The organism is Acinetobacter sp. BWR-L5, from assembly GCF_039655985.1.
In the GTDB taxonomy this organism is placed as follows: Bacteria; Pseudomonadota; Gammaproteobacteria; order Pseudomonadales; family Moraxellaceae; genus Acinetobacter; species Acinetobacter johnsonii.
In genome coordinates this window covers 22,589-45,848 of record NZ_JAGFEV010000015.1, presented here as the reverse complement: position 1 = coordinate 45,848, position 23,260 = coordinate 22,589, and the positions used below count along the sequence as shown (strand labels likewise).

At 39.8% G+C, this 23,260-nt stretch carries 18 protein-coding genes and 1 pseudogene; 8 read left to right on the top strand and 11 right to left on the bottom strand.

What is annotated here, in order from left to right:
- Nucleotides 1–368 (top strand): IS5 family transposase (locus JZ787_RS17430; RefSeq protein ID WP_346312984.1); only part of this gene is annotated, 368 nt, incomplete at its 5' end.
- 85 nt (nucleotides 369–453) lie between these two features.
- Here JZ787_RS17430 and JZ787_RS17425 read toward each other — a convergent pair.
- Nucleotides 454–762 carry a helix-turn-helix transcriptional regulator gene (locus tag JZ787_RS17425; RefSeq protein WP_346312983.1) on the bottom strand — a complete coding sequence of 103 codons (309 nt, stop codon included), beginning with the start codon at nucleotides 760–762 and terminating at the stop codon, nucleotides 454–456.
- Nucleotides 759–2,090 carry a HipA domain-containing protein gene (locus JZ787_RS17420; RefSeq protein WP_346312982.1) on the bottom strand — a complete coding sequence of 444 codons (1,332 nt, stop codon included), beginning with the start codon at nucleotides 2,088–2,090 and terminating at the stop codon, nucleotides 759–761. Before JZ787_RS17420 ends, JZ787_RS17425 begins: the two co-directional genes overlap by 4 nt.
- Nucleotides 2,091–2,515: 425 nt before the next feature.
- Here JZ787_RS17420 and JZ787_RS17415 point away from each other — a divergent pair.
- Nucleotides 2,516–2,752 (top strand): annotated as a pseudogene (locus tag JZ787_RS17415) (IS3 family transposase); the annotation flags it as partial.
- Here the strand turns inward: JZ787_RS17415 and JZ787_RS17410 are convergent.
- The 3 genes from JZ787_RS17410 to JZ787_RS17400 all read right to left on the bottom strand — a co-directional run bounded on the left by JZ787_RS17410 (nucleotide 2,729) and on the right by JZ787_RS17400 (nucleotide 6,892).
- A complete protein-coding gene (locus tag JZ787_RS17410) occupies nucleotides 2,729–3,982 on the bottom strand; it encodes a CaiB/BaiF CoA-transferase family protein (protein ID WP_346312981.1) in 1,254 nt (417 codons plus the stop codon). The pseudogene JZ787_RS17415 and the gene JZ787_RS17410 sit on opposite strands and share 24 nt — an antisense overlap.
- 44 nt (nucleotides 3,983–4,026) lie before the next feature.
- Nucleotides 4,027–5,433 (bottom strand): MFS transporter, encoded by a 1,407-nt coding sequence (locus tag JZ787_RS17405; protein ID WP_346312980.1) that lies wholly within the window; start codon nucleotides 5,431–5,433, stop codon nucleotides 4,027–4,029.
- 235 nt (nucleotides 5,434–5,668) lie between these two features.
- Nucleotides 5,669–6,892: an acyl-CoA dehydrogenase gene (locus JZ787_RS17400; RefSeq protein WP_346312979.1), complete on the bottom strand. Its 1,224-nt coding sequence runs from the start codon at nucleotides 6,890–6,892 to the stop codon at nucleotides 5,669–5,671.
- A 242-nt stretch (nucleotides 6,893–7,134) separates the two neighbouring features.
- Here JZ787_RS17400 and JZ787_RS17395 point away from each other — a divergent pair, with 242 nt between their 5' ends.
- Nucleotides 7,135–8,064, top strand: coding sequence for a LysR substrate-binding domain-containing protein (locus tag JZ787_RS17395; protein ID WP_168159821.1), 930 nt, complete (start codon nucleotides 7,135–7,137; stop codon nucleotides 8,062–8,064).
- A 24-nt stretch (nucleotides 8,065–8,088) separates the two neighbouring features.
- Here the strand turns inward: JZ787_RS17395 and JZ787_RS17390 are convergent, their stop codons facing one another.
- The gene (locus JZ787_RS17390; RefSeq protein WP_346312978.1) at nucleotides 8,089–9,027 is read right to left on the bottom strand and encodes a LysR substrate-binding domain-containing protein; all 939 of its coding nucleotides are present in this window, start codon (nucleotides 9,025–9,027) and stop codon (nucleotides 8,089–8,091) included.
- A 203-nt stretch (nucleotides 9,028–9,230) separates the two neighbouring features.
- On the opposite strand from JZ787_RS17390, the gene JZ787_RS17385 reads away from it, so the two are divergent.
- On the top strand, nucleotides 9,231–12,710 hold the full coding sequence (locus JZ787_RS17385) for an indolepyruvate ferredoxin oxidoreductase family protein (protein ID WP_346312977.1): 3,480 nt from the start codon (nucleotides 9,231–9,233) through the stop codon (nucleotides 12,708–12,710).
- Nucleotides 12,711–12,890: 180 nt separating this feature from the next.
- Here the strand turns inward: JZ787_RS17385 and JZ787_RS17380 are convergent, their stop codons facing one another.
- On the bottom strand, nucleotides 12,891–13,772 hold the full coding sequence (locus JZ787_RS17380) for a hypothetical protein (RefSeq protein ID WP_346312976.1): 882 nt from the start codon (nucleotides 13,770–13,772) through the stop codon (nucleotides 12,891–12,893).
- A 239-nt stretch (nucleotides 13,773–14,011) separates the two neighbouring features.
- Here JZ787_RS17380 and JZ787_RS17375 point away from each other — a divergent pair, with 239 nt between their 5' ends.
- Nucleotides 14,012–14,710, top strand: a complete 699-nt coding sequence (locus tag JZ787_RS17375) for a DUF1826 domain-containing protein (RefSeq protein ID WP_346312975.1) — start codon at nucleotides 14,012–14,014, stop codon at nucleotides 14,708–14,710.
- Between the two features lie 131 nt (nucleotides 14,711–14,841).
- Here the strand turns inward: JZ787_RS17375 and JZ787_RS17370 are convergent, their stop codons facing one another.
- Both JZ787_RS17370 and JZ787_RS17365 read right to left on the bottom strand, forming a co-directional pair.
- On the bottom strand, nucleotides 14,842–15,900 hold the full coding sequence (locus JZ787_RS17370; protein WP_062034786.1) for an asparaginase: 1,059 nt from the start codon (nucleotides 15,898–15,900) through the stop codon (nucleotides 14,842–14,844).
- Between the two features lie 312 nt (nucleotides 15,901–16,212).
- The gene (locus tag JZ787_RS17365; RefSeq protein WP_346312974.1) at nucleotides 16,213–17,082 is read right to left on the bottom strand and encodes a LysR family transcriptional regulator; all 870 of its coding nucleotides are present in this window, start codon (nucleotides 17,080–17,082) and stop codon (nucleotides 16,213–16,215) included.
- 171 nt (nucleotides 17,083–17,253) lie between these two features.
- Here JZ787_RS17365 and JZ787_RS17360 point away from each other — a divergent pair, with 171 nt between their 5' ends.
- Both JZ787_RS17360 and JZ787_RS17355 read left to right on the top strand, forming a co-directional pair.
- Nucleotides 17,254–17,964 (top strand): AzlC family ABC transporter permease, encoded by a 711-nt coding sequence (locus tag JZ787_RS17360; protein WP_234950158.1) that lies wholly within the window; start codon nucleotides 17,254–17,256, stop codon nucleotides 17,962–17,964.
- Nucleotides 17,961–18,275: an AzlD domain-containing protein gene (locus tag JZ787_RS17355; protein WP_218288828.1), complete on the top strand. Its 315-nt coding sequence runs from the start codon at nucleotides 17,961–17,963 to the stop codon at nucleotides 18,273–18,275. The genes JZ787_RS17360 and JZ787_RS17355 overlap by 4 nt, the downstream gene beginning before the upstream one ends.
- A 62-nt stretch (nucleotides 18,276–18,337) precedes the next feature.
- Here JZ787_RS17355 and JZ787_RS17350 read toward each other — a convergent pair whose 3' ends face one another.
- Nucleotides 18,338–20,494, bottom strand: coding sequence for a TonB-dependent siderophore receptor (locus tag JZ787_RS17350; RefSeq protein ID WP_346312973.1), 2,157 nt, complete (start codon nucleotides 20,492–20,494; stop codon nucleotides 18,338–18,340).
- 407 nt (nucleotides 20,495–20,901) lie between these two features.
- Here JZ787_RS17350 and JZ787_RS17345 point away from each other — a divergent pair, with 407 nt between their 5' ends.
- Complete coding sequence (locus JZ787_RS17345; RefSeq protein ID WP_346312972.1) at nucleotides 20,902–22,995, top strand: TonB-dependent siderophore receptor; 2,094 nt, start codon at nucleotides 20,902–20,904, stop codon at nucleotides 22,993–22,995.
- 111 nt (nucleotides 22,996–23,106) lie between these two features.
- Here the strand turns inward: JZ787_RS17345 and JZ787_RS17340 are convergent, their stop codons facing one another.
- Nucleotides 23,107–23,220: a hypothetical protein gene (locus JZ787_RS17340; RefSeq protein ID WP_010326689.1), complete on the bottom strand. Its 114-nt coding sequence runs from the start codon at nucleotides 23,218–23,220 to the stop codon at nucleotides 23,107–23,109.
- Nucleotides 23,221–23,260: the final 40 nt, after the last annotated feature.

Here is a 23,260-nt window from a genome sequence, read left to right as displayed (position 1 = left end):
TTGACTCTGTCTATACTGATGGGGCTTATGACACCAAGCAATGCCGTCAAGTAATTGCAGACCGACAAGCACATGCGGTGATTCCGCTAAGAAAAAATGCGAAACCTTGTAAAGATACAAAGATCAGCTCGCTAGAGCGAAATGAATTACTTCGAACAGTTAAACGTTTAGGAAGAACAATATGGAAAAATTGGTCAGGCTATCATCGCAGAAGTCTGATAGAAACCAAGATGCATTGCATCAAATTATTAGGCGATAAACTCCGTGCGAGAAACTTTCAAAGCCAAGTCAATGAGATTCATGCACGTGTGGCCGTATTAAATAAATTTACAGATTTAGGTCGACCTCACACCCAAGTTGCCACTTAAATTTAGATAACTTGGAAGAAGTTTAGCTTTTGAATGTTTGTGCAACAAAGCCAGTCTCATCTGAAATTCTTTCTGGAATGATCATTCACCCGGATGGCTTTATAATTTTAATAACAATATGCTCATGTGTCGGTATGAGGCCAGCTTTTAAGCCAAGTGGTTTAAACACCTTATCTAACACGACCTGAGTCAGTTGACCTTTGTCCTGTTCAATGTCTGTTAAAGTACGCCGACTGATTCCGACCATTTCTGCATATTTTTCTTGAGATAGCCCCAATACATTTTTGCGCAAGTGGCTCAGCAGTTGTCCCAAGGTAATTTTACCGAATAAATACTGCGTATATAAATCAATGAGCAATTGTTGACGGTCTAGTGGTTGATTTTCTTTTTTCATAATAGCTCCCATCGACTTAGTTTGGCTTCAATGAAGTCATATCCTAGACCAGGCATATCTATAATCATTTGGGGAACACCTTTATTGATTAATTGCTGCTTGAGACCAATAAGTTTGCTCGCCAATGTTTTCAATGTACTTAAAGAGATATGTGGTTCACACCAGTGTGCAAGATTTTGTGTAATACCTTCCCAGCGGTATTCCCCTCCTTCTTCATACGGGCTTCCCCATGTTGTTGATCTCGTCACAACTTCTGGATCGGCTTTCATCGGGGCAAAATCATAAATTGGAGCAAGAAATATTCGTCCTGATTTTTTTAGAAATGACGTATTACGACCGTGATTATCTGAGTTACCAAAAATGATATTCAGTAGATCCCTTTGTAACCACTCACAAACGAACTGCGAAGAATCAAAGTTTTTGTCCACCGATTTTAATAAGGAACAAAGCGCGTCTATGACTTCAAAATGATTCAAATGGCTCCCTGATGTTTTATTCAATACGGAATAAACTGACTCAAGACCGAGTCGATGCCATTGTTGATTACGCCACTCTGTGTCAAATCTTGGCAGCCATAACGAAGGGTATTTCTGACCTTCAATCAGCTTCATCTGAGTAGTTTCAATTGTTGTAAATCCAAGTTCATTCAGGACATGATAAAAATGATACTCTGCTCTCAGAATGTCGCAGTCTATTGCACTACGCTTATTTCGAGGGAATTTAACTAGATAATGCTGATCTGGTTCATCAAAAGAATTTTGATAGGTATCAATCCAAACTTGCTGATCCTTTGACACGCGAATTAGTAGTTTTGGAGCCTCACCTCCTGCACCAGTTGCACCACCACTAATTGCACCCATTTGTTGTGCGTATTCGAGAAAATCAACATTTCGTTCTGTAACATCACCAGTAGTGAACTTGCGTAAGTGTAATGTTGATTCTGGATTGTTTGGTGGAACTGATTCCTTAACTCTTAGATTCCCTACAGGAGCAATTGTGCCTTTTTCCAATAATGTAAAATCTTGTTCTGCTGGTGAAAGTTTTTGCAGACCTAGATATTGAACTAAATAACGTCGCGCAGCACCAGACGGAACAATATCATCTAAAAAACTAAACCAGACTTTCGATTCATGTTGAATAAGAATTTGAACAGGTAGTGCTAAGCTACATGCATGTTCATCTCTCTTATCTAGATAAGAAATGGCATATTCTAATTCGTAGGCTAACTCACTCGCACTTGCAGATCCTTTATGTGGCTCTAATATTTTAAGTTCTGCTATATCTAGCCATTTTGTATCGAGAAGAGCTTGAATCGTTAATTTTTCCATAAATATTAATGAGCAAATATTTTCTCAAAAATATCATAAAATAAAAAAAATGAGAATATATTTGCGCATTTTATGATGATTTAAATTAAATGAGCAAATATTTGCTCGATCAATAGCTGAAATTTCTTCCAATACTACAAATATAGAGCTCGTCCAAATCAGACAGTAAACAAAACATGTGCTTAAGATCTCTAATAGTAGACTTGATCTGGTAATGGTTTATACGAGCGCGATCCATGGTGAAAAATGAAGCCACGTTGCTGGCGAGCGATTCTGTGAAGTAACCATTCTTGTCATTCAATTGTGAATGAAATGAATAGTTAACAATTTTATAGACACCTTGAAGTTAGATAAAATGACTAATAAACAAGGTGCTTATGAGCAGTAAAAGATACCCAGAAGAGTTCAAAATTGAAGCAGTTAATGTCGCAGAAAGTTTCTTCCAGTTATTAAAGCGGGAACGAATTAAAAAGAAAATTTACACAACTAGGTCTGAAGCGAGGACAGATATCTTTGAATATATTGAGCTGTTCTACAATTCAAAACGCAGACAAGGCTCTAACGGTCAGCATTCTCCATTAGAGTACGAATTGGAGCAGCCAAACTTAATTGGCTACATTTATCTATTGAGTACACATTCAAGCAACCGAATTATCAAGTAAAATATTTATTGAACTATCAATAACACCTTTAGCTTGTAAAGAAGCAAGCTCTTCTCGGGTTTTAAACTGTAATAAAATCTTTAGCGTATGTTCACCCAACTGTGGCGCAGCATGCTTATATTCAACCGGTGTATTGGATAACTTTATCGGTGAACCAATCATTTTAAATTGATCATTCAACGGATGTGCAACATCCACCACCATATTCCGAGACTGAATTTGTGGTTCATGCAGTGCATCTTCTATCGAGTTAATCACCCCGACTGGCACTTTTACTGCATGAATTGCCGCTACCCAATCTTGTGCATTTTTAGTCAAGAAATACTCTGACAGCAATGGAATCAATTCATCACGATGCTTAACCCGATCCTGATTATGTTGGAACTTTTTATCTTCTAATAATTTAGGAAGCTCAATGGCAATGCATAAATCTTTAAATTGCTTATCATTGCCACAGGCGATAATAAACTCTTTATCTTTGGCTTTAAATGTTTGATAAGGAACAATATTAGGATGATTATTTCCCATACGCTTTGGAGCAACACCAGAAGTTAAATAATTCATGCCCTGATTGGCCAGTGTAGCCACCTGTACGTCTAATAAGGATAAATCGATATATTGCCCACAACCAGTGTGTTGGCGAGCCAGTAAAGCCGCCTGAATGGCAACGGTTGCATACAGCCCCGTTTGAATATCGACTACAGCTACACCGACTTTTTGTGCACCGCCACCGGGTGATTCATCCTTTTCACCTGTAATACTCATTAATCCGGACATACCTTGAATAATAAAGTCATACCCCGGCTCTTCTGCACGCGGTCCAGTTTGGCCGAATCCAGTAATTGAGCAATAGACCAAGTTTGGATTAAGCTGATTTAAAGATGCATAATCTAAACCGTATTTTTCCAATGAGCCTGCTTTATAGTTTTCAATCACTACATCGGCAGTTTTAGCAATTTCACGAATCAGTTCCTGCCCTTGTTCAGTTGCAATATCGATAGCAACTGAATATTTGTTGCGGTTGGTACACTGGTAATAGCCCGATTCACGGGTGGCAGCACCCTCATTATCCAGCATCCACGGTGGTCCCCACATACGGGTGTCATCTCCCACTTTTGGACGTTCAATTTTAATCACTTCAGCACCTAGATCTGCCAAAATCTGTCCGCACCATGGACCTGCCAGTACGCGGCTTAAATCCAATACCCGTATTCCTTGTAATGCACCCATGTTCTACTCCAAAAGCCAGCAGAGGAAGCTGCTGGCCATTTTTATTATTTAGCGGTAATTGTTTTGTTGATTACTTCCACACTACTCGGCGTTTTCTCTTCCGTATTTGTGGCCGTCACTAATGAAGATTGCTGTGGATCATACTGACGTTCACGGATAAATAGGCCTGGAATAACACCCGCAATAAAGTAGGCTGTACCCATTACAATAAATGCCATGGTGAATGAACCGCCTGCCGCAATAATCCCGATGGTAGCAGGTGCAATCGCAGCACCTAAACGTCCCATGTTATACGCACCGCCAATGGCTGTACCACGAACATCGGTCGCGAAGGTTTCCGCCATATAGGTTGCATTTACACCGTATGGAATTCCATAGAGGAAGCCAAAGGTAATTAATAAATAAGCAATATTGCTTGGTGTATTATAGAAAATAATCACTGGTAAAAATGCGGCTGTCGCAACTGTACCAAAGACAAAAGTTACCCGACGACCCAATTTATCTGCCGCATAGCCTGCAATAATTTTCCCTAGAATCATTGCTGTATATGCACCCACCATATAGCCTGTTAAAGCTTTGAAGTTCATATTCAGTTCTGTTTCTAAATAAGTTGGCATCCAGTTATTGACACCGTAGTAGCCAAACTGTAAGAAGGCAGCTGTGGTCATCCACAGCAAAAACATTTTGCGGTGCTGTGTATGGCCAAAAATACGTTTATACACACTTTCAGAGGGAGTTTTTGAAGCTATTGCTTCAACTGTAGGCTCAATTTTTAATTCTTTACGTTTAAATTGTTCTATTTTTGCTTCCTGCCAAGATGCAGGTTCTGGTACAAAACGCATGAAAATAAGTGCAAATGCTGCTGGAACAATCGTGACATAAAACAACATACGCCAGCCATGATCAGGAATAATTGCGCCCGCCAACAACGTCGCCACAATATAACCAATGGTTTGACCTGTCTGTAATGTGCCTAAAACGGTGGTGCGATATTTTGTTGGTACATATTCAGCCATCAGCGTATTACACGCCATGTATAACGAACCTAATCCAAATGCACCAATAAACCGCAAAATCATGAACTGCTCATAGCTTTGAGTGAAGCCTAGAATACAGGTCATAATTGAAAAGAAAACCACAGACCAGGCGATAGTTTTGACACGACCGAATTTGTCACATGCCCATCCACCTGTAATTCCACCAAGCGCCATCCCTGCTAGTGATGAACTTCCCAGCATACCAGCTTGAAATGAAGTTAGACCAAACTCAGCCTTTAAACTAGTTAAACTGAATGACAACAGCATGATATCGACACCATCAATTACCAGAGAAATAAAAGCAAAAATAAATGCAATTTTCCAGGTGTTTTTATGAATACGGTGCACTGTACCTATATTAGATGGTAATTTTCTGCTGAGCGATCCTGCTTCGGCTTGTATATCATTATTCATTTCCATATCCCTCATTTTCCCAAATGAGTCATCGGCAGTCCTATTATTTCTCTACATTTGCCTTAGGTTCTTTATTATTTTTCTATCGTTCCATTTGAACTTTAAGCTTGCAAACGCACAGATTTACAAGAATGTTTCACGATGAATCCTTTAATTTAAGTTAATTGTTGATTTTTTTGAGACAAAAAAGTCTCAAGGATGCCTATAAATAAACATCCTGAATTGAAGAACTAAATTAGTTACCGAAAGCGGCAATTCCGGTTTGTGCGCGTCCTAAAATTAACGCGTGCACATCATGGGTACCTTCATAGGTATTAACTACTTCCAGATTAACCAGATGACGTGCTACGCCAAATTCATCAGAGATCCCGTTACCGCCCATCATGTCACGTGCCAGACGTGCAATATCTAGAGCTTTACCACAGTTATTACGCTTAATTAAAGATGTACCTTCGACTGATGCAGTACCTTCATCTTTCATACGACCAAAACGTAAAGCCACCTGCAAACCGAGTGCAATTTCAGTTTGTATATCGGCCAGTTTTTTCTGGATCAACTGATTAGCAGCAAGTGGTCGACCAAACTGTTTACGATCCATAGTGTATTGATGTGCCGTATGCCAGCAGAATTCTGCTGCGCCCATGACCCCCCAAGCAATGCCGTAACGCGCACTGTTCAGACAGGTAAATGGACCTTTTAAGCCACGTACTTCTGGAAGTGCATTCTCTTCTGGTACAAACACGTTATCCATCACAATTTCACCAGTGATCGATGCGCGTAAGCCAACCTTGCCATGAATCGCAGGTGCTGAAAGTCCTTCCCAGCCTTTTTCCAAGATAAATCCGCGAATGTCACCGACATTACCCTCAGCGGATACTTCCTTGGCCCAGACCACGAATACATCTGCTATCGGACTATTGGTAATCCACATTTTTGCGCCAGTTAAGCGGTAGCCACCATCGACTTTTTTGGCACGGGTAATCATGCTACCCGGATCCGAACCATGATCAGGTTCAGTCAGGCCGAAACAGCCAATATATTCTCCTGTGGCTAATTTTGGTAAATACTTCTGTTTTTGTTCCTCAGAACCAAATTCATGAATCGGCACCATGACCAGTGAACTTTGTACACTGGCCATTGAACGATAACCTGAATCGACTCGCTCGACTTCACGTGCAATCAGACCATAGCTGACATAATTTAAACCAGCACCACCGTACTGTTCAGGAATGGTTGGACCCAGCAATCCTAATTCACCCATTTCACGAAAAATAGCAGGATCAGTTTTTTCGTGGCGGAACTGCTCTAATACCCGTGGCATCAACTTGTCTTGACAGTAGGCAGCTGCTGCATCGCGAATCATGCGCTCTTCTGAACTGAGTTGCTGTTCTATTAGGAACGGGTCTTGCCAGTTAAAATTTGATTTACTTACTTTCTTAGAATTTACCATTTGATTCATAGTGTCCTCACCAACCTTTAAGTCCATGTGTTGTATTATTCTTGGATTGACTGTATGCGTGAATAGTCTTTCTTTCAAACAATAAATATGCATGCAGTTATGCATTTTCCGCATACTTTATTTAATTTAAAATTCTTAAACTTAAATTATCAGGATGATTGAAGGTTTTTATACTTAAGTTGTATAGTCATAACATAATGATATGTAATTTATTGATATCTTAATATTTTCAAGGATGATATATGCGTCGCAAAATTCCTTCTTTGCAAGCACTTTTATGTTTTGAATCAGCAGCACGTCATGCTAGCTATACGCATGCATCACAAGAACTATTTTTAACTCAAAGTGCTGTTTCGAGACAAATACAACAACTAGAAAACTATTTAGATGTTCCTTTATTTACTCGAACACGCCATGGAGTAGAACTAACATATGTCGGCCAGCAATATTTCAAAAGTATTACACCCTATCTAAAGGGATTAGAACAGACCACACTAGATGTTATTGCGCATAAAGGGCAAGGAGGTACTTTAAAACTCGGGGTAGTACCTACATTTGCTACACGCTGGTTGTTGCCAAAGTTACAAACCTTTAATCAACTTTATCCTGAAATTACTGTCCATTTAGAAACTAGTACACGACCTTTTTTATTTAATGACCATATTCTAGATGCTGCTATTTATGCAGGTACACCTCAACAGGTTGAACAATGGCCTGGCACATGTAGCCACTTTTTAATGCATGAAGATGTGGTTGCCGTATGCGCACCTAGCTTAATTACACACTATTTTCCTGATGCTACGATGATTAATATCAATAGCTTTGATTTAAGTGCACAACAATTAATAGAACTTCCGTTGTTACAACAAACGACAAGACCTCATATTTGGGAGGAATGGTTTAATCTCCATCCAATAAAGCACCCTAACCCTAACCATGGTCAACGTCATGAATTATTTTCAATGTTAGCCGTTGCTGCTAATCATGGTATGGGAATGGCGTTAATTCCACAAATGCTTATCAAAAAAGAATTACAAAAAAAGGAATTAGTTATGGTTTCGACTAAAAAACTAGAAAAAAAGCGAGCATATTATTTAATACATTCCAGTCAGGAAAACTCACCACTTATTGAAAAATTTGTTGGATGGATACAACAAGAAGTGAAAGAATAAATTGAAGATTATGGACAGCATGCATTATAAAAAATACTCTGTATCACTCTGAATTTTAGGTGAAATATGCTGCTCAACCCAGGTTAACCATGCTCTTGTTTTAGCATCAATAAAATGACGCGATGGCAGTAAGGTATAAACACCAATATCAGGTGATCTCCAGTCTGTTAAGACACGGCGCAATCGCCCAGTACGTATAGCCTCAATCACAGCAAAAGTTGGAAGTAATGCTATGCCCATATCTTGCTGCACCATGTCTAATAATAGTTCTGGTGTGTCAGCAATCAACTGCCCTGTAATATCGATTTGATATGAACAACTGTTTTCACTGACTAGATGCCATTGCGGTGTAATAGATGGATTCACCAATCTTAAACATGCGTGTTTTTGTAGATCATCTAATGATTTTGGTTCGCCATATTTTTCTAAATAGGCTGGCGATGCACAGAGTAATGAAAATATTGTTCCAATTCGGCGAGCAACAAATCTTGAGTCGGCCAAAGATTCAGTGAGATATAAACTGACATCAATTCCTTTGGCTAAAAGGTCTGGTACATTCTGCGAAGTACGGTATTCAACCGTAAGCTCTGGATAGGTTTGACAGAACTCGGCCAGCATCGGAGACACATAATGATGACCAAAACTGGCCATACTTAAAACACGTAACTTGCCCTGCGGTTTGCTTGCCATTCCCATGGCTTGAGCTTCTGCTTCTTCCACCATTGCAAGCACTTGACGGCATTGCTCTGCATAAGCTGCACCAATATCGGTCAATGCATGCTGTCTGGTCGATCGTTGTAGTAATTTTGTACCTAAACGCCCTTCTAACTCGCTAATGAGTCGAGACACTTGCGCTGTTGTCAGTTCCATCTGCTCTGCGGCAGCGGTAAAGCTTCCACTATCAATGACTTTTAGGAAAGCATGCATTGCGTGGAGTAATCCACCCTCAAGATTTTTGCGCATAACGTAAATATGTTTTTCTTAATTACGCATTGTTGCACCAGTCTGGATCACCCACAATGACATTAATGTACATACATTGAACAGTTTCATTGTCTTAAGTTGAACTGATCAATCTTTTTTCGAGTATGTCATTTACTCCAAATATTCAACGGGATGTTGAGAAAAGAAAGTAGCTCGATCTACAAAATTCAAAGGAGATATAAATGAATATAGCGACAAAATTTACCCCAAATAAAATTCCAACCAAGGATGTGTCACTTGAAGATAAATATCTCAGTGATGACGGTACTGCTTACATGACAGGTATTCAGGCCATGGTGCGTTTACCACTCGCACAAACACGGCGGGATACTATAAACGGTTATCATACTGCTGGTTTTATTTCAGGTTATCGTGGTTCCCCTGTAGGAAATTATGATAATTTTCTCTGGCAAGTTGAAGGCATACTCAAAGACCATCATGTTGTTTTTCAATCTGGCGTAAATGAAGATCTCGCTGCTACAGCAATTTGGGGTACCCAACAAGCCAATCTCGCAGGTCAAGGTAAATATGATGGTGTGACCGCATGGTGGTATGGAAAAGGCCCAGGGGTAGATCGTTCTGGAGATGTTCTCCGTCATGCCAACCTTGCTGGAACAGCAGAACGAGGTGGCGTGGTTGCCTTTTTTGGGGATGATCATTCTTGTAAATCTTCAAGTATTCCACACCAGTCAGAGCACGTGATGATCGGTTGTGGCATTCCAATTTTTTACCCAACTTCAATACAACAAATTCTTGATTTAGGTGCTCATGCGGTAGCCATGTCACGCTTTGCGGGTGTATGGACGTCGATGAAGTTAGTCAGTGAAATCGTCGAAACCTCGGCTTCTGTTCATGTGGATTTAGATCGAGTTACTCCTGTTTTACCCCAAAATATTCAAATGCCTGAAGATGGTGTCAATATCCGTTGGCCTGATCACGGCATTCAACAAGAAGAACGCCTTTATCAATATCGCTTACCCGCTGTGTTGGCCTATGCACGTGAAAATGAACTGAATCAGGTCACATGGCATTGTGCTGATGCCCGTATTGGTATTGCAGCAAGTGGTAAAGGTTATTTAGATACGATTGAAGCTTTACGCATTCTCGGAATTGAAGGTGAAACGGCCCAACAGCTCGGATTGAGAGTATATCAAGTTGCTTTAATTTGGCCTTTAGAACCGCAAGGTCTGCGTGAATTTGCCGAAGGTTTAGAAGAGCTGATTGTTGTAGAAGAAAAACGCCCTATTCTTGAAGCTCAAATTAAAGATGAACTCTATGCGCTTCCAGATGGCAAACGACCTCGTATCATTGGTAAAGCGAGTGATGGAAAAGGTGAATGGAGTACATCGATTGATGAAGCGCCTTTGATTGGTCACTATGAATTCCAACCTGAACCGATTGCAAAAATGTTGGCCGCTCGATTCTTAAAATTAGATCTGCCAGAAAGCTTAAAATCGCAAATTCAAAATAGAGTTGACCTGTTACAAAAAGCAGAGCATGAGTCACAGCGTGTTCTGGATATTGCAGAACGTAAACCTTTCTTCTGTAGTGGCTGCCCTCACAACTCATCTACTAAATTACCAGAAGGCAGTCGTGCACTGGGCGGGATCGGTTGTCATTTTATTGCCGTGTTACAGAATCATGAAACAGAAACATTCACACAAATGGGTGGTGAAGGCGTAAGTTGGGCTGGTGCTTCTCATTTCACCAATGAAAAGCATATTTTTGCCAATCTAGGCGATGGAACCTATTTCCATTCAGGCTATCTGGCTATCCGCCAGGCCATCGCTGCAAAACTCAATATGACCTACAAAATTCTCTATAACGATGCAGTGGCAATGACCGGTGGGCAGCATGTCGATGGTCATCTCAGCGTGGCGCAGTTAACACGCCAACTTGATGCTGAAGGAATTACAAAACAAGTCATTGTCACAGATGAACCTGAGTTGATTCATGCCGAAGAAGGTATTGCTGCTCATGTCGAGATTTACCACAGAAATGAGCTAGACGATGTGCAACGCAAATTACGTGAAATTTCTGGGGTTACGGCGTTAATTTATGTTCAAACCTGTGCCAGTGAAAAACGTCGTCGTCGTAAACGCAATGCTTATCCTGATGTTGCTGAACGCATTTTTATCAATAGTGAGATTTGTGAAGGTTGCGGTGACTGTTCTAAACAATCGAACTGTTTATCGATTGAACCCGTTGAAACGGTATTAGGAACCAAACGTCAAATTAATCAAAGCAGTTGTAACAAAGACTTTTCTTGTGTCGAAGGTTTCTGTCCAAGTTTTGTCACAGTCCATACTCGTGATATGAAACGCCCAGAAATATTCAAAGGTATAGAAGCTGGCTGGCCAGAAAAGCCTATCCTTCCTGAACTTGATCAAAAGCCCATCCGTATATTGGTCGGCGGTGTTGGTGGTACAGGTGTAGTTACAGCGGGTGCTTTATTGGGAATGGCTGCTCATTTGGAAGGTAAAGCTGCACGTATCATGGATATGGCTGGACTTGCTCAAAAAGGGGGTACGGTTTATTCCTACATACAACTCGCGACTGAAGATGAGCAAATCTCCGCAACTAAAATCCCTGCGGGACAATGTGATCTTTTGATCGGTGCGGATGCGATTGTCGCAGGTAGTAATGCAGCACTTTCTCGCTTAAAAGCGGATGCTGTTGTCATCGTCAATGAAGATGGTTCCCCTACTTCTGATTTCCTTCAATCTCGTGATTGGTATGCGCCAATTACAGATTTGATTCACCGACTTCGTGGTCGAACGACTCAAGGAAAACTCACATCTTTACCTGTAACACGTATTGCCACACAGGTTTTAGGTGATGCAATCTTTGCAAATCAAATCTTACTTGGTATGGCTTGGCAAGCAGGTCAAATTCCGTTGAAACGTGAAAGTCTTGAAAAGGCAATCCATTTAAATGATACGGCTACTGAAAAAAACCTTGAAGCTTTCCGTATCGGTTGTCATCTGATGAGTGATCCTGACTTAGCCAAACGCATTATTGCAACGATACCAACGACGAATAAACCAACCACGCTGGCTGAACTCATTCAAGATCGCTCTGCTCGTTTGGTTGAGTATTGGAATCAAGATTATGCAGCTCAGTATCGAACTCTGATGGAACAAGCTACCAAAGTTTTACCCGAAGAATTAACTGGAACCATTGCGACACAATTATATAGAGTCATGGCGTATAAAGATGAATATGAAGTTGCACGCTTACTCACAGGAAAAAGCCTTAAACAATCGATTGAAACCCAGTTTGGTCAAGGTTTACGATTAACCTATCACTTAGCACCGCCAGCTTTGGGTGCTCATGGCACCATACGCAAACGTGCTTTCGGATATTGGATGCGTATTCCGATGATGATTCTTGCTCGCCTACAGTGGCTCAGAGAAACTTTTCTTGATCCATTTGCTTTACAGCAAGAACGTCAAAAAGAACAGGCTTGGCGTGATCGTTATATTGCATTTGTTAAAGCCATCAGCTCTACACCTGAAAGCTATGACTTATCTGTAGCTGAGCAAATTGCTAAATTACCAGCAGATGTACGTGGTTTTGGCCATGTTAAAATGCAAGCAATGGACGCAGCGATACAACGTTGGGATGAGCTTTCATTGAGTCTTCGTAGAGAACATGAATAAAGGAAAGAGCTTTATCTAATTAAGTAGCTGATACAGGATCAAGCTTAGGTTGTATTAAGACTAAGGTTATAGATCAGGTACAGCTACTTAATTATTTAATGGATGAAAGATAAAAACATGAATTAATTGAAGTTGTTGCTAATGGCGCTCATAATCCAACGGGTAGTCATAAAAAATCCTCTATTCAATATGGGAAGTTACAGTTTTTTGTACTGTAAAACTTAAAATCATCGCTTTAACACTTTGTTGAATTTCTCTCCAATCTTTTAAATGATTTTTACTGAAACTCGCATGAACATAGACTTTCAACTCGGGTTCTAAAATAAATCTGAGTTTGCACTTTTGTATTGAGGATGGATGGTTTGAGCAATTGATAATTGATATGTCTTCATTCTTATTTTTTTCCATAGATACGTATAAATCATCAGTATCTTCATACCCATATTGAGATATCCACTTTTGATCTGGAATATATTTTTCCAAGCCATAATTTAAGTGATCTGTTTTTTTATATACTCTAATGTAATTTAAACCTCCTGATGGACTAGTTAATGGTTTATTATTTATAATTCTATCAAGTAGAGCCCTCATATCCCCATCCTTCACATATCTATTACCAGCATATGCAAATACATTTACCCAGGGTGTGTCTGGTGATGCATCCTGTATTCTATATTCCTTATCTAAGGTCTTAGCTTGTGGCGCTTTTACATATGTAACAAGCAATGTCTCATCGGTATAACGTATCTCGAAAGCAATAAAATTTATAACTGAGTCATAATTACGTTTTGATCGTGGTTTACATTCAGGCTCAGCTTTACTCCACTCCCATACAGGGCACAATTCATAATCTGCACTTACGCCTTCACTCAAATTTACGGGTTTACCTCCCAAATTTCCTACGCGGTAAGGTAATCCATAAGGTCCCATTGGCGGAGTAAAATCAGAAGACTTTTCTTCTTCATGAGCAACTTTTTGAGTTTTATCTGTAGATAGATCACAGGCTTGAAGAAATATTCCATTTAGCATCATTAAAATCAAAACTTTATGATTTATTCTCAATTTATTTTCCCCAATTTTTTACATTACCAGTAACTTTCGGTACAGATATCACCAATTTTTTTATAAAAATTTCTTAGGCTTAACTGTCTTTAGCTTATTAAACAATAAAAATCTCTGTTTCACATCATTCATTACACCTGAATTTTGATTTCTTTAATCCACTTAATAGTGTTGGTCTACAATATTCTAATAAAGCTGGGGTATTATTAGGTCTAGTTGATGATGTATTAAATCCTAAGATGAAAAATCCGTTTTCTGACATCCCTCAAATTGGAGTGGTTTCTAACTTTTCTGAACTTGTCAATTCCAAATTTCAAGGAGAGATGAATGCACTTTGCTGGCATAGGGATTTGATTGGTGATTTTAAAGAAATTGTGGCTAAACTTGAGTTAAAAGAGAATATTACAGAAGTTTCCGTTGACGATCTTTTAGCATTGGAACTTTCAGAACAAGGAAATTTAGCAAGGGATATTCTCTTAAGTGATATTCAGCTCTTAGCTGATTTCGGTGCATCCCCTACACTTAATTTACTAAAATGTTATGAACGAGATGACGAGCTAGATTTTATTTCAACAGATGTATATTCGTTTCATATTGATCGCTCACCGATTGAAACAGATACTTTCTTATGTACCTACCACGGCGCTGCAAGTGATATCGTGCCCAATGATCAGGTCGAGCAAAAGATTTTGATTCCAAAAATCAGAGAACAACTCAAGGAACTACATGACGGCCCAGAAACAGAGTTTGAAACTTTCTTAGAAGAGTACTTTTTCGACCTGCATTATCAACCTAAACCGAATGCAAAACCTGTGAATTTAGGCTTAGGCCATCTTTGGCGTTTGGCGGTAGATCATCCTACACAAAAAGTCTTACCTTGTGTGCATAGAGCACCTATTGAAAAGGATGGTGAATATAGATTGCTATTGATTTGTTAAATATTTATTCAATATAGAGTCGATGAATTTAATCTATTTAATAGACGCTAAAAAAGCACCTTAAATTTTTAAGGTGCTTAGCTGAAAAGCATTACTAAAAGCATTACTATGCGAGTTCACAGTTATTGGGTTTAGTAATCCCAAAAAATGCGTTGGATTTCCTTTGCATCTTTTGTTTTTGTTAAAGCAAGTGCAGCAAGTAATTTAGCTTTTTGCGGGTTAAGATCATGTGCGACGACCCAACCATATTTGTCATCTGGTTGTTCTGCATTTCTAAGAATAAAACCTTGAGGTACGCGAGATGAACGAATAATTTGCACACCTTCTTTTTGTAAGTCAGTTAATGTTGGGACAATATAATTGGCTACCGAGCCATTCCCTGTACCTGCATGAATAATGGCTTTAGCCCCTGCTTTCGCATAAGCCGTGTATGCATCCGGCAACATATTGCCTGAACCATAAACAATTTGTACCAGCGGTAAGCTATCGCCTTTAATATTTTCAATATTAAATTCTGAGCTCTTATTATGACGTTTTGCTGTATTTCTAAACCAATATGGTTTTCCTTCGACTAAGGTTCCGAGCGCACCCCATTGGCTCATAAATGCATTGGTATGGATATTAATTGTTTTTGAAACATCTCGTGCTGCAAAAATGTCGTCATTCATGAGCACAAAAGTTCCTTTACCTTTTGCACTATCATCGGCAGCAAGTGCAACCGCACTATAAAGGTTCAACGGGCCATCAGCAGAAAGTGCAGTACTTGGACGCATTGACCCGACCAATACAATCGGCTTGTCTGAATGAATCACTAAATTTAAAAAGAAAGCTGTTTCTTCTAGGGTGTCTGTTCCATGTGTAATCACGACACCATTCACATCAGGCTTTTTAAGCAAGTCATTGACTTGACGTGCAAGGGATAATAATTCTTTATCCGTAATACTTTCTGATGCAACTTGCATTGCCTGCACACCAGTCACATTGGCAAGGTTTTGAATCTGGGGAACCGCATTTAATAATGCATCTACAGGAACTTTTGCCGCAGTATAAGTTGCACTATTGGTAGAGCTTGCACCAGCACCTGCAATCGTTCCGCCAGTAGCGACAACAACAACATTATTTTTGGCAAATGCTGCACATGGGAGTAATAGGCTTAAACTGAGTGTTAAAGCTGAAATTGTTTTTTTCATAAGTCATCCTTTTTGAGTCATTTTATTCTTAGCATTTTTCATACCATAGTAAAATTACTGGAAAAAGATCGGATTGTATAGATCTAGAAATTGTATTTTTTGTCGATCACATTTCTTAAATGCGATCCATCAGGTTCATCATGAATGATCTGACCTATGCAACCACTCAGCAGCTATGAATGGCTGATATTTTGACTGTGAGTGATATAAAACTTGATATTAAAGCGATTTGAACAGCCCTTGGCGTTTATTGGTGATATTGGCGGCTGAGTAAAATCAGACTTTAATCTACAAAATTTGAGGTTTTGTATTTTAATAAACCGTTGCTTGTCTTAAGGTTTTGATTAATAACTCATATAGATGATTGACTGCCTTTGAACCCTGTGAGGCACGACTACGAAAGATAGCAACTTCCATTGGTTCTAAAGGGCCTAAACCATGTTCAGCGCCTAAAATATCCAAATGTGCAGGTACACTGCATTTGGCCAACACAGCTACAGCGAGGCCACTTTCAACAGCCGCAATTTGCCCGACTAAACTTGAACTATGGTACACAACTTTGTAACGGCGTCCTTGTAAAGCTAGAGAGTGAATCGCGCTACGTTTTGCCAAACTGGTACTTTCATAGACGGCTACAGGCAAAGGGTCATTTTTCCAAATATCAAACTGGGCTGAACCCACCCAAACCATTGGTTCATGGAACAATAATGTGCCCTGCCGTGAATCGTCACGTGAAATAAGCGCTAAATCTAAGTCACCTCTTTCTATGCGTGGAATCAAAGACGTAGATTGCTCGCAATAAAGTTCAATTTCAACGCCCCCATAGCGTGGAGCGAAACGTTTCAAAACTGGTGTGAGGTATTGAGCGGCATACTCATCGGGGACACCAAGTCGAATTCGGCCCACCAGTTCATCTTTATGAAAAACTTGTTGCGTTTCATGGTGCAAATCTAAAATTCGTCTGGCATAACCTAAAAGAAGTTGTCCTTCTGCGGTTAACTCAATTTGTCTATGTGATCGAATTAAAAGTTGACACTGTAGGGCTTCTTCTAATTTTTTGAGTTGCATGCTGACCGCAGACTGTGAGCGATAAAGTTCAGGAGCTGCCTGCGACAGGGTTCCCATGTCTACCACAGTTACAAAACATTTTAACCAATCTATCTGGAGGTCTTTTAAGTTCAAGTAAATCTACTTGTATTCGTTTTTCGAATAGTATACTTGAGTTTTATGCGTTTTTCATTTTTCGTTATTGAGCGCATAATTTATATCTTACATATGCTGCAACGTATTTATTTTACTTTGCAAATAATAATTTCGTGTGAATACTCAACCAATAATGAAAGGGAAATTCTTTTGAGTAATACAACTCAAGCGCTTTATAGCCTCAATTCTTCAGATATTTGGTCTGGTTTTAAAAGCCTACTACCAATTTCACTTTTCGTTATTATTTTTGGTGCTGCCTTTGGACTTGCTTCGACACATACAGGCCTAAGTAATGACTCTAGTCTGTTAATGAGTACTTTGGTCTTTGCGGGAGCATCTCAGTTTGCCACTTTAGAGTTATGGGGAGAAAAAATTTCTCTCTTTCCTCTCATTATTACCGTCTTTTTTATTAATGCACGTCACTTATTAATGGGTGCTTCGCTTTATCCTTGGTTGCGCCATCTTTCTCCAATGAAAAGATATAGCATCCTTCTGGTGATTTCCGATGCAAACTGGGCGCTATCTTTGCAAGCCTTTAACCGCGGTCAATCTGGCTTTGGGTTGTTATTCGGCGGCGGTTTGGCCCTTTGGGTAGCATGGATTATTGGCACATGGCTTGGGTTATATTTTGGCAATACCATTCAAAACCCAAATGCTTTTGGTCTCGATATGGTTATGTCTTGCTTTTTATTGGCGATGGTGATTGGTGGGAAAAAAGATATTCGTATTGTTTTAATTTGGATCGCATCGGCCTGTATTTCATTATTGGCGTATTGGTATCTACCCAAAAATAGCCATGTTGTTATCGGTGCACTTGCTGGGGGCGTGATTGGCCTACTTTGGAAAGAGAAAAATATATGAATATCGAGCTAAGTACCGCATACCCATTGACCATTATTCTAATTATGACCATAGTCACTCTTGTGACCCGTTGGGGCGGCGTGTTTATTATGTCGTATGTCCCTATCAGTGATACGGTTCAACGGTTTATTACCGCTATGTCTGGTTCCGTATTGGTTGCACTTTTAGCACCTATTGCAGTTGAGGGAGATAACGGTGCACGTTTGGCTTTAGGGACTACTTTATTGGTCATGTTACTTGTGAAAAAGCCGTTAGTTGCAATTGCTGCTGGTATTATTTCAGCTGCGTTATTTCGTCACTATTTTTCATAACAAGCTAGTAAAAATAAAAAAGGCATATTCTTCAATATACCTTTTTTATTTAAAACTATTTATTAGAAGTTCACAGTCCATGAAAATTGTGCTGTACGTGGTGTACCCAGAAATAAATAATCATCCCCGAAAAAGCTTCCTGCATCTCGCCAGTATTTTTTATTGAACAGGTTGTCCACATTCAGGCGAAGCATATTGTCATAACCATAAGCACGGAAGTTATAAGCTGCACCCGCATCGAATACGGTATAGCCTGAAACTTTAACCGTCCCCGTTTTGTTGGCATATTTACTGCTGCTGTATTGCATACCTGCGAGTAAACGTAAACCTTCTATTTGAGGCATTTGATAAGACACATGACTGGCAAAACGAACCGTCGGTACATTTTGAGTTTGATGCCCTTTATAAGCATCTACCTGTATATCTTCCAAACGTGAACGGGTCAGTGCCAAAGTCGATGTCATATCCAGATTTTCAGCAACACGACCTTGCAAGCCCAATTCCAAACCTAGATTATGCTGTTCACCATCGGTGACATAGTAATTGTCTAAGTTGGTATATTGATGATCTTGTGTTAAGTCAAACAATGCGGCAGTAAACAGTAGCTCTTGCCATTGCTGTTTAAGACCTAACTCATATTGAGTTGAGCGTCTTGGTGCTAAAGTTTCAAAGGCATTTCCTACGATGCCTTTATCCGGATTACCATAGGCAGACCATGGCGCTTGACTGCCGTCGCTGATTCCTTTGGCATAAGAAGCATACAGATGAGTGTTCTGCCAAGGCTGATACATCAACGCGAGCTGTGGCAAGAAGCGATTAAAGTCGGTATCACGAATACTGTTGCCATCTGCAGCATAGGCACTTTCATTTAAATGTAAAAGCTTACCGCCCAGCAAAACTGACCATGCATCATTAAATTCGATTTGATCTAACACATTGAGGGCTGTTTGTTGACTATCCAGAGATTTGTAATGATTACCTAAGGTTTTATCCGTAGGCGTATAGCTAATAGGATCATTATAAATATTTCCTGAACCTATCCATTCGTTGATTGCATCATACTGAGTATGGCGTTTGTAGGCATGTGACAATTCTAAACTCAGGTTATGTTGCCATGCTCCAGTGTTGAATTTTCCATTTAAGCCTGTTTTAAATTGATTGGTTAGATAACTGTCATCTGGGCTACGGAAATCATAAATATCGTAGTTACCATCAGTATCAAAGGTGTAGGCAAAGGCTGAGTAATCATCTACGACCACACGACTTTGTGAAGCAGACAAATTGCTGCTCCAGTTATCATTGATTTGATAGCTATATTTCAGACTCGTATTTAGACTTTCATTGGTGATTGGTTTGCTCCAGTTTTGATAACCCAGCAAACGATCCCATTCCACTCCTGTCGGCACAGTTTCACCACCAAGTAGCTGATAACCTGGTACCGAACGCTGTTTTTGATGCTGTGATTCAAGATCAAATTCGAGTTTTGAACGATCTGAAATTTTCCAGTCTAAAGCCAAGGAGCCAAACAAACGTTTTCCATCGGCATGTTCAACATAGGGGTGAATATCTTCATAAGCTGCATTCACGCGATAACCAAACTGTTGATTGTCTCCAAACCATCCACCAAGGTCAGTCGCCACACGGCTGCCGCCATGACTGTCTGCTTCAAGGGTTAAAGATTGAACATCTTTGGGGCGTTTGATCACATAGTTCACCACACCGCCCGGCGTTGACATCCCACTTTGAATCGCACTCATGCCTTTTAGGATTTCAACTTGCTCTTTATTTTCAAGCGCTACATTTTGCTCACCGCGTAGCAAATTACCGTTCAGTAAATAACTTGATCCCGCATTTAAGCTAAATCCACGCATCACAAAGTTGGCATAGTAACCAATGGGTGCATAGCCATCCCCAACGGACGCATCGTTCTTTACCACATCGCCCAGTGTTTTCGCATGTTGATCTGCGATCAGTTCAGCAGTAACGGTGTGAATAGATGCAGGAATGGCTGCAAGGTTTTGCCGGCCAAACCCAGACAAATTAACTTTGGGCTGATAATAAGCCAATTGTTCAGTCTGAGCAGTGGTTGTAATGGTTGCAAGTTGCTCCACATCACTTTCTTCTGCCGCATGTACCCATACCGAGTTCAGCCCTAGACATGAAAATGAACCAACCGCCAATAATGCTTTTTGTAAACGAGAAAATGGATACGTTTTCACTGTCGTTGCTAACCCCAAAAGATAAATTTACAGCCTGAATTTTGCGGCATGAGTATTCACAATTTTTGTAGAATGAACAAGCACATTATTCAACATATCTCAGCTTTTTTTAAATTATTGGAGATAGCTTTGAGTGTGAAGATTTAGAAATTGAGTTTATAGTTTAACCACATGCTTTTAAATTATAACTTAGATCTGCGTTCCATATCTTCAGTCGTATTTGATACAGCATATGGTAGATGGGAATTTATCTGACTTGAAACAGTGTATTGTGGATTGGAACCTAAAAGCTTAGGTTGATTTATTTCATTTTTTTAAGATATTTTTTAATTTTAGAGTGATTTTTTAACTATAAATCCATTAAAATGTTATAACATAACAATACAAAGTCTAAACTACTCTCCTTCATGATGAATAAATTCTCTCTTTTTTCCTCAAGCATATATTTAAGCCTGCTGAGTTCTTTCACTTGGGCCGAAACTTCAACAGAAGTACTCCAGACCATCCAATTACAAGCCGAAACTGAGGGTGAAAACCTTCAACAAAGCACCGCAATGACTAAGTTTTCACATGACATTTTAGACGTGCCATTTAGTCGAAGTGTGTTATCTAAAGCGTTAATTCAGCAACAAGATGTGCAACGTATTGACGATGCACTCACGCAAGTGAGCGGGGTCTATAGTCAAACCAATTATGGTGGCGGCTTTTGGGATAACTTTTCATTTAGAGGTTTTAGTACAGACCCCAATATTGGGGCACAAATCATCAGAAATGGTCTGAGTGTCAACCGTGGTCTCAGCGCTCCGCGAGATATGCTGAATATTGAATCTCTCGACTTTTTAAAAGGTCCAATGGCTGCGCTCTATGGCCGCGGGGAAGCTGGCGGTCTACTGAATATCAACACTAAAAAGCCTGAATGGGAAAGTTCTTCAGAAGTCAATTTACGTGCCAATAGTTTAGAAAAATACCGTGCTAGTTTTGAACATACTGCCCCAATCAGTGATGCTGTGGCTTATCGTATTGCGGTCGCACATGAAGATAACCAAAGTTTTCGTGATCATGTGCAGAGTGAGCGTTGGTTTTTCTCCCCTCAACTCACATGGAAAATTTCAGATTCAACCCGATTAGATTTTGACAGCGAATTTACCCGACAAGATGGAACCTTCGACCGTGGTGTAAGTAGTTATCAAAAACAATTCGTGATGGACCCTAAAACATTTACAGGTGAACCTGATGATGGGGATCATATTCAAAAAGATCATTTCTATCAACTTCGACTTGCACATCAGTTTAATGATGACTGGAAAATGAATAATGCACTTAGTGTGAAAGATACTCAGCTCAAAGGCTTTTCCAGTGAACCTCGTCGGATACAAAGTGATGGACGGACATTAGAGCGCCAGCGTCGCTACCGTGATAATAAAAGTGATGACATTCTCTTTCAAACTGAAGTTCTTGGGACGGTCCAACAAGACTGGGCCCGTCATGAAGTACTTTTGAGCACTGAACTTGGGCAGATGAAGTATCGTCAATTACAACTGCGTCGAAACCACAGCAGTAGCGTGCCAAATAGCATTGATATCTATACTCCTATTTATGGACAATACTTACCCGAGCTTCCACTTTTCATTAACACCGAAGAACAGCAACGCTATTTTGCACTGAATCTACAAGATCAAATTTTCCTCAATGATCAATGGAGTGTGCTGTTTGGAGCGCGCTTTGATCACGTCACCCAAGACTTTCAAAATAAACTTGCAGGTACATCCAATACAAAGGATTTACAACAAACCAGTCCACGCTTGGGTTTAAACTACCGACTGAATGATCGTTGGTCATGGTACGCCAACTATGGAGAATCCTTTGCGCTCAACAGTGGCATGGACCGAAATGGCGATGTGTTTAACCCTGAAAAAGGCAAAAGCTATGAGATTGGTGGGAAATATCGGATTAACCCACAGAGTTTGTTGAGCTTAGCCCTCTTTAAAATGGATAAAGAGAATGTCTTAACCACAGATCCAGCAGATAGTAACTATCAAATTACCGCTGGAGAAGTCTCAAGTAAGGGGCTAGAGTTGGATTTAGAGACACAGCTCAATGATCAATTCTCTATACGTGCCAATTATAGCTATACAGACGCTCAAGTGGAAAAAGACCAGAGTCTTGCTAAAGGTTCACGACTCAGCAATGTACCAAAACATAGTGGTTCTGTTAGCAGCAACTATGAATGGAACCTTGCTAATGCAGACAAAGTTGGACTCGGTGCAACGGCGATCTATGTGGGCAAACGTAGTGGACACAGTACAGATAACGGATTCAACTTACCTGAGTACACGTTGTTGAATCTAAATGCTTATTATGCGCCAACAGATCAGCTACGTTATCAGTTCAATGTGCACAATCTCTTAGACGAAACGTACTATGTTGCAAGCTATAGTGATATGTGGATTCAACCTGGCGACCCTTTAAATGCATCTATCTCGGTACAATGGAAGTTTTAAAGTTTAAACAACCAGACTTGTCTCGTTAGGAGTTGAGTCTGGTAGTCAGAAAGTAAGATTCAGATCACTTTTTGAAGTATTAGCTGCCTTAGTTTTCTTTAGCGTTAGTATTTACTTCAAAAAGTATTCCCAAATGATAAATCCAAGAAAAAATCCAAGAAATGAATATAAAGTAATGATAAAGAATACAAACCAAGCTCTATTTTTTTTCAGTAAAAAGTTCATTTCCAATACCTCAACGCTCTATCTATATTCATTATTCTAA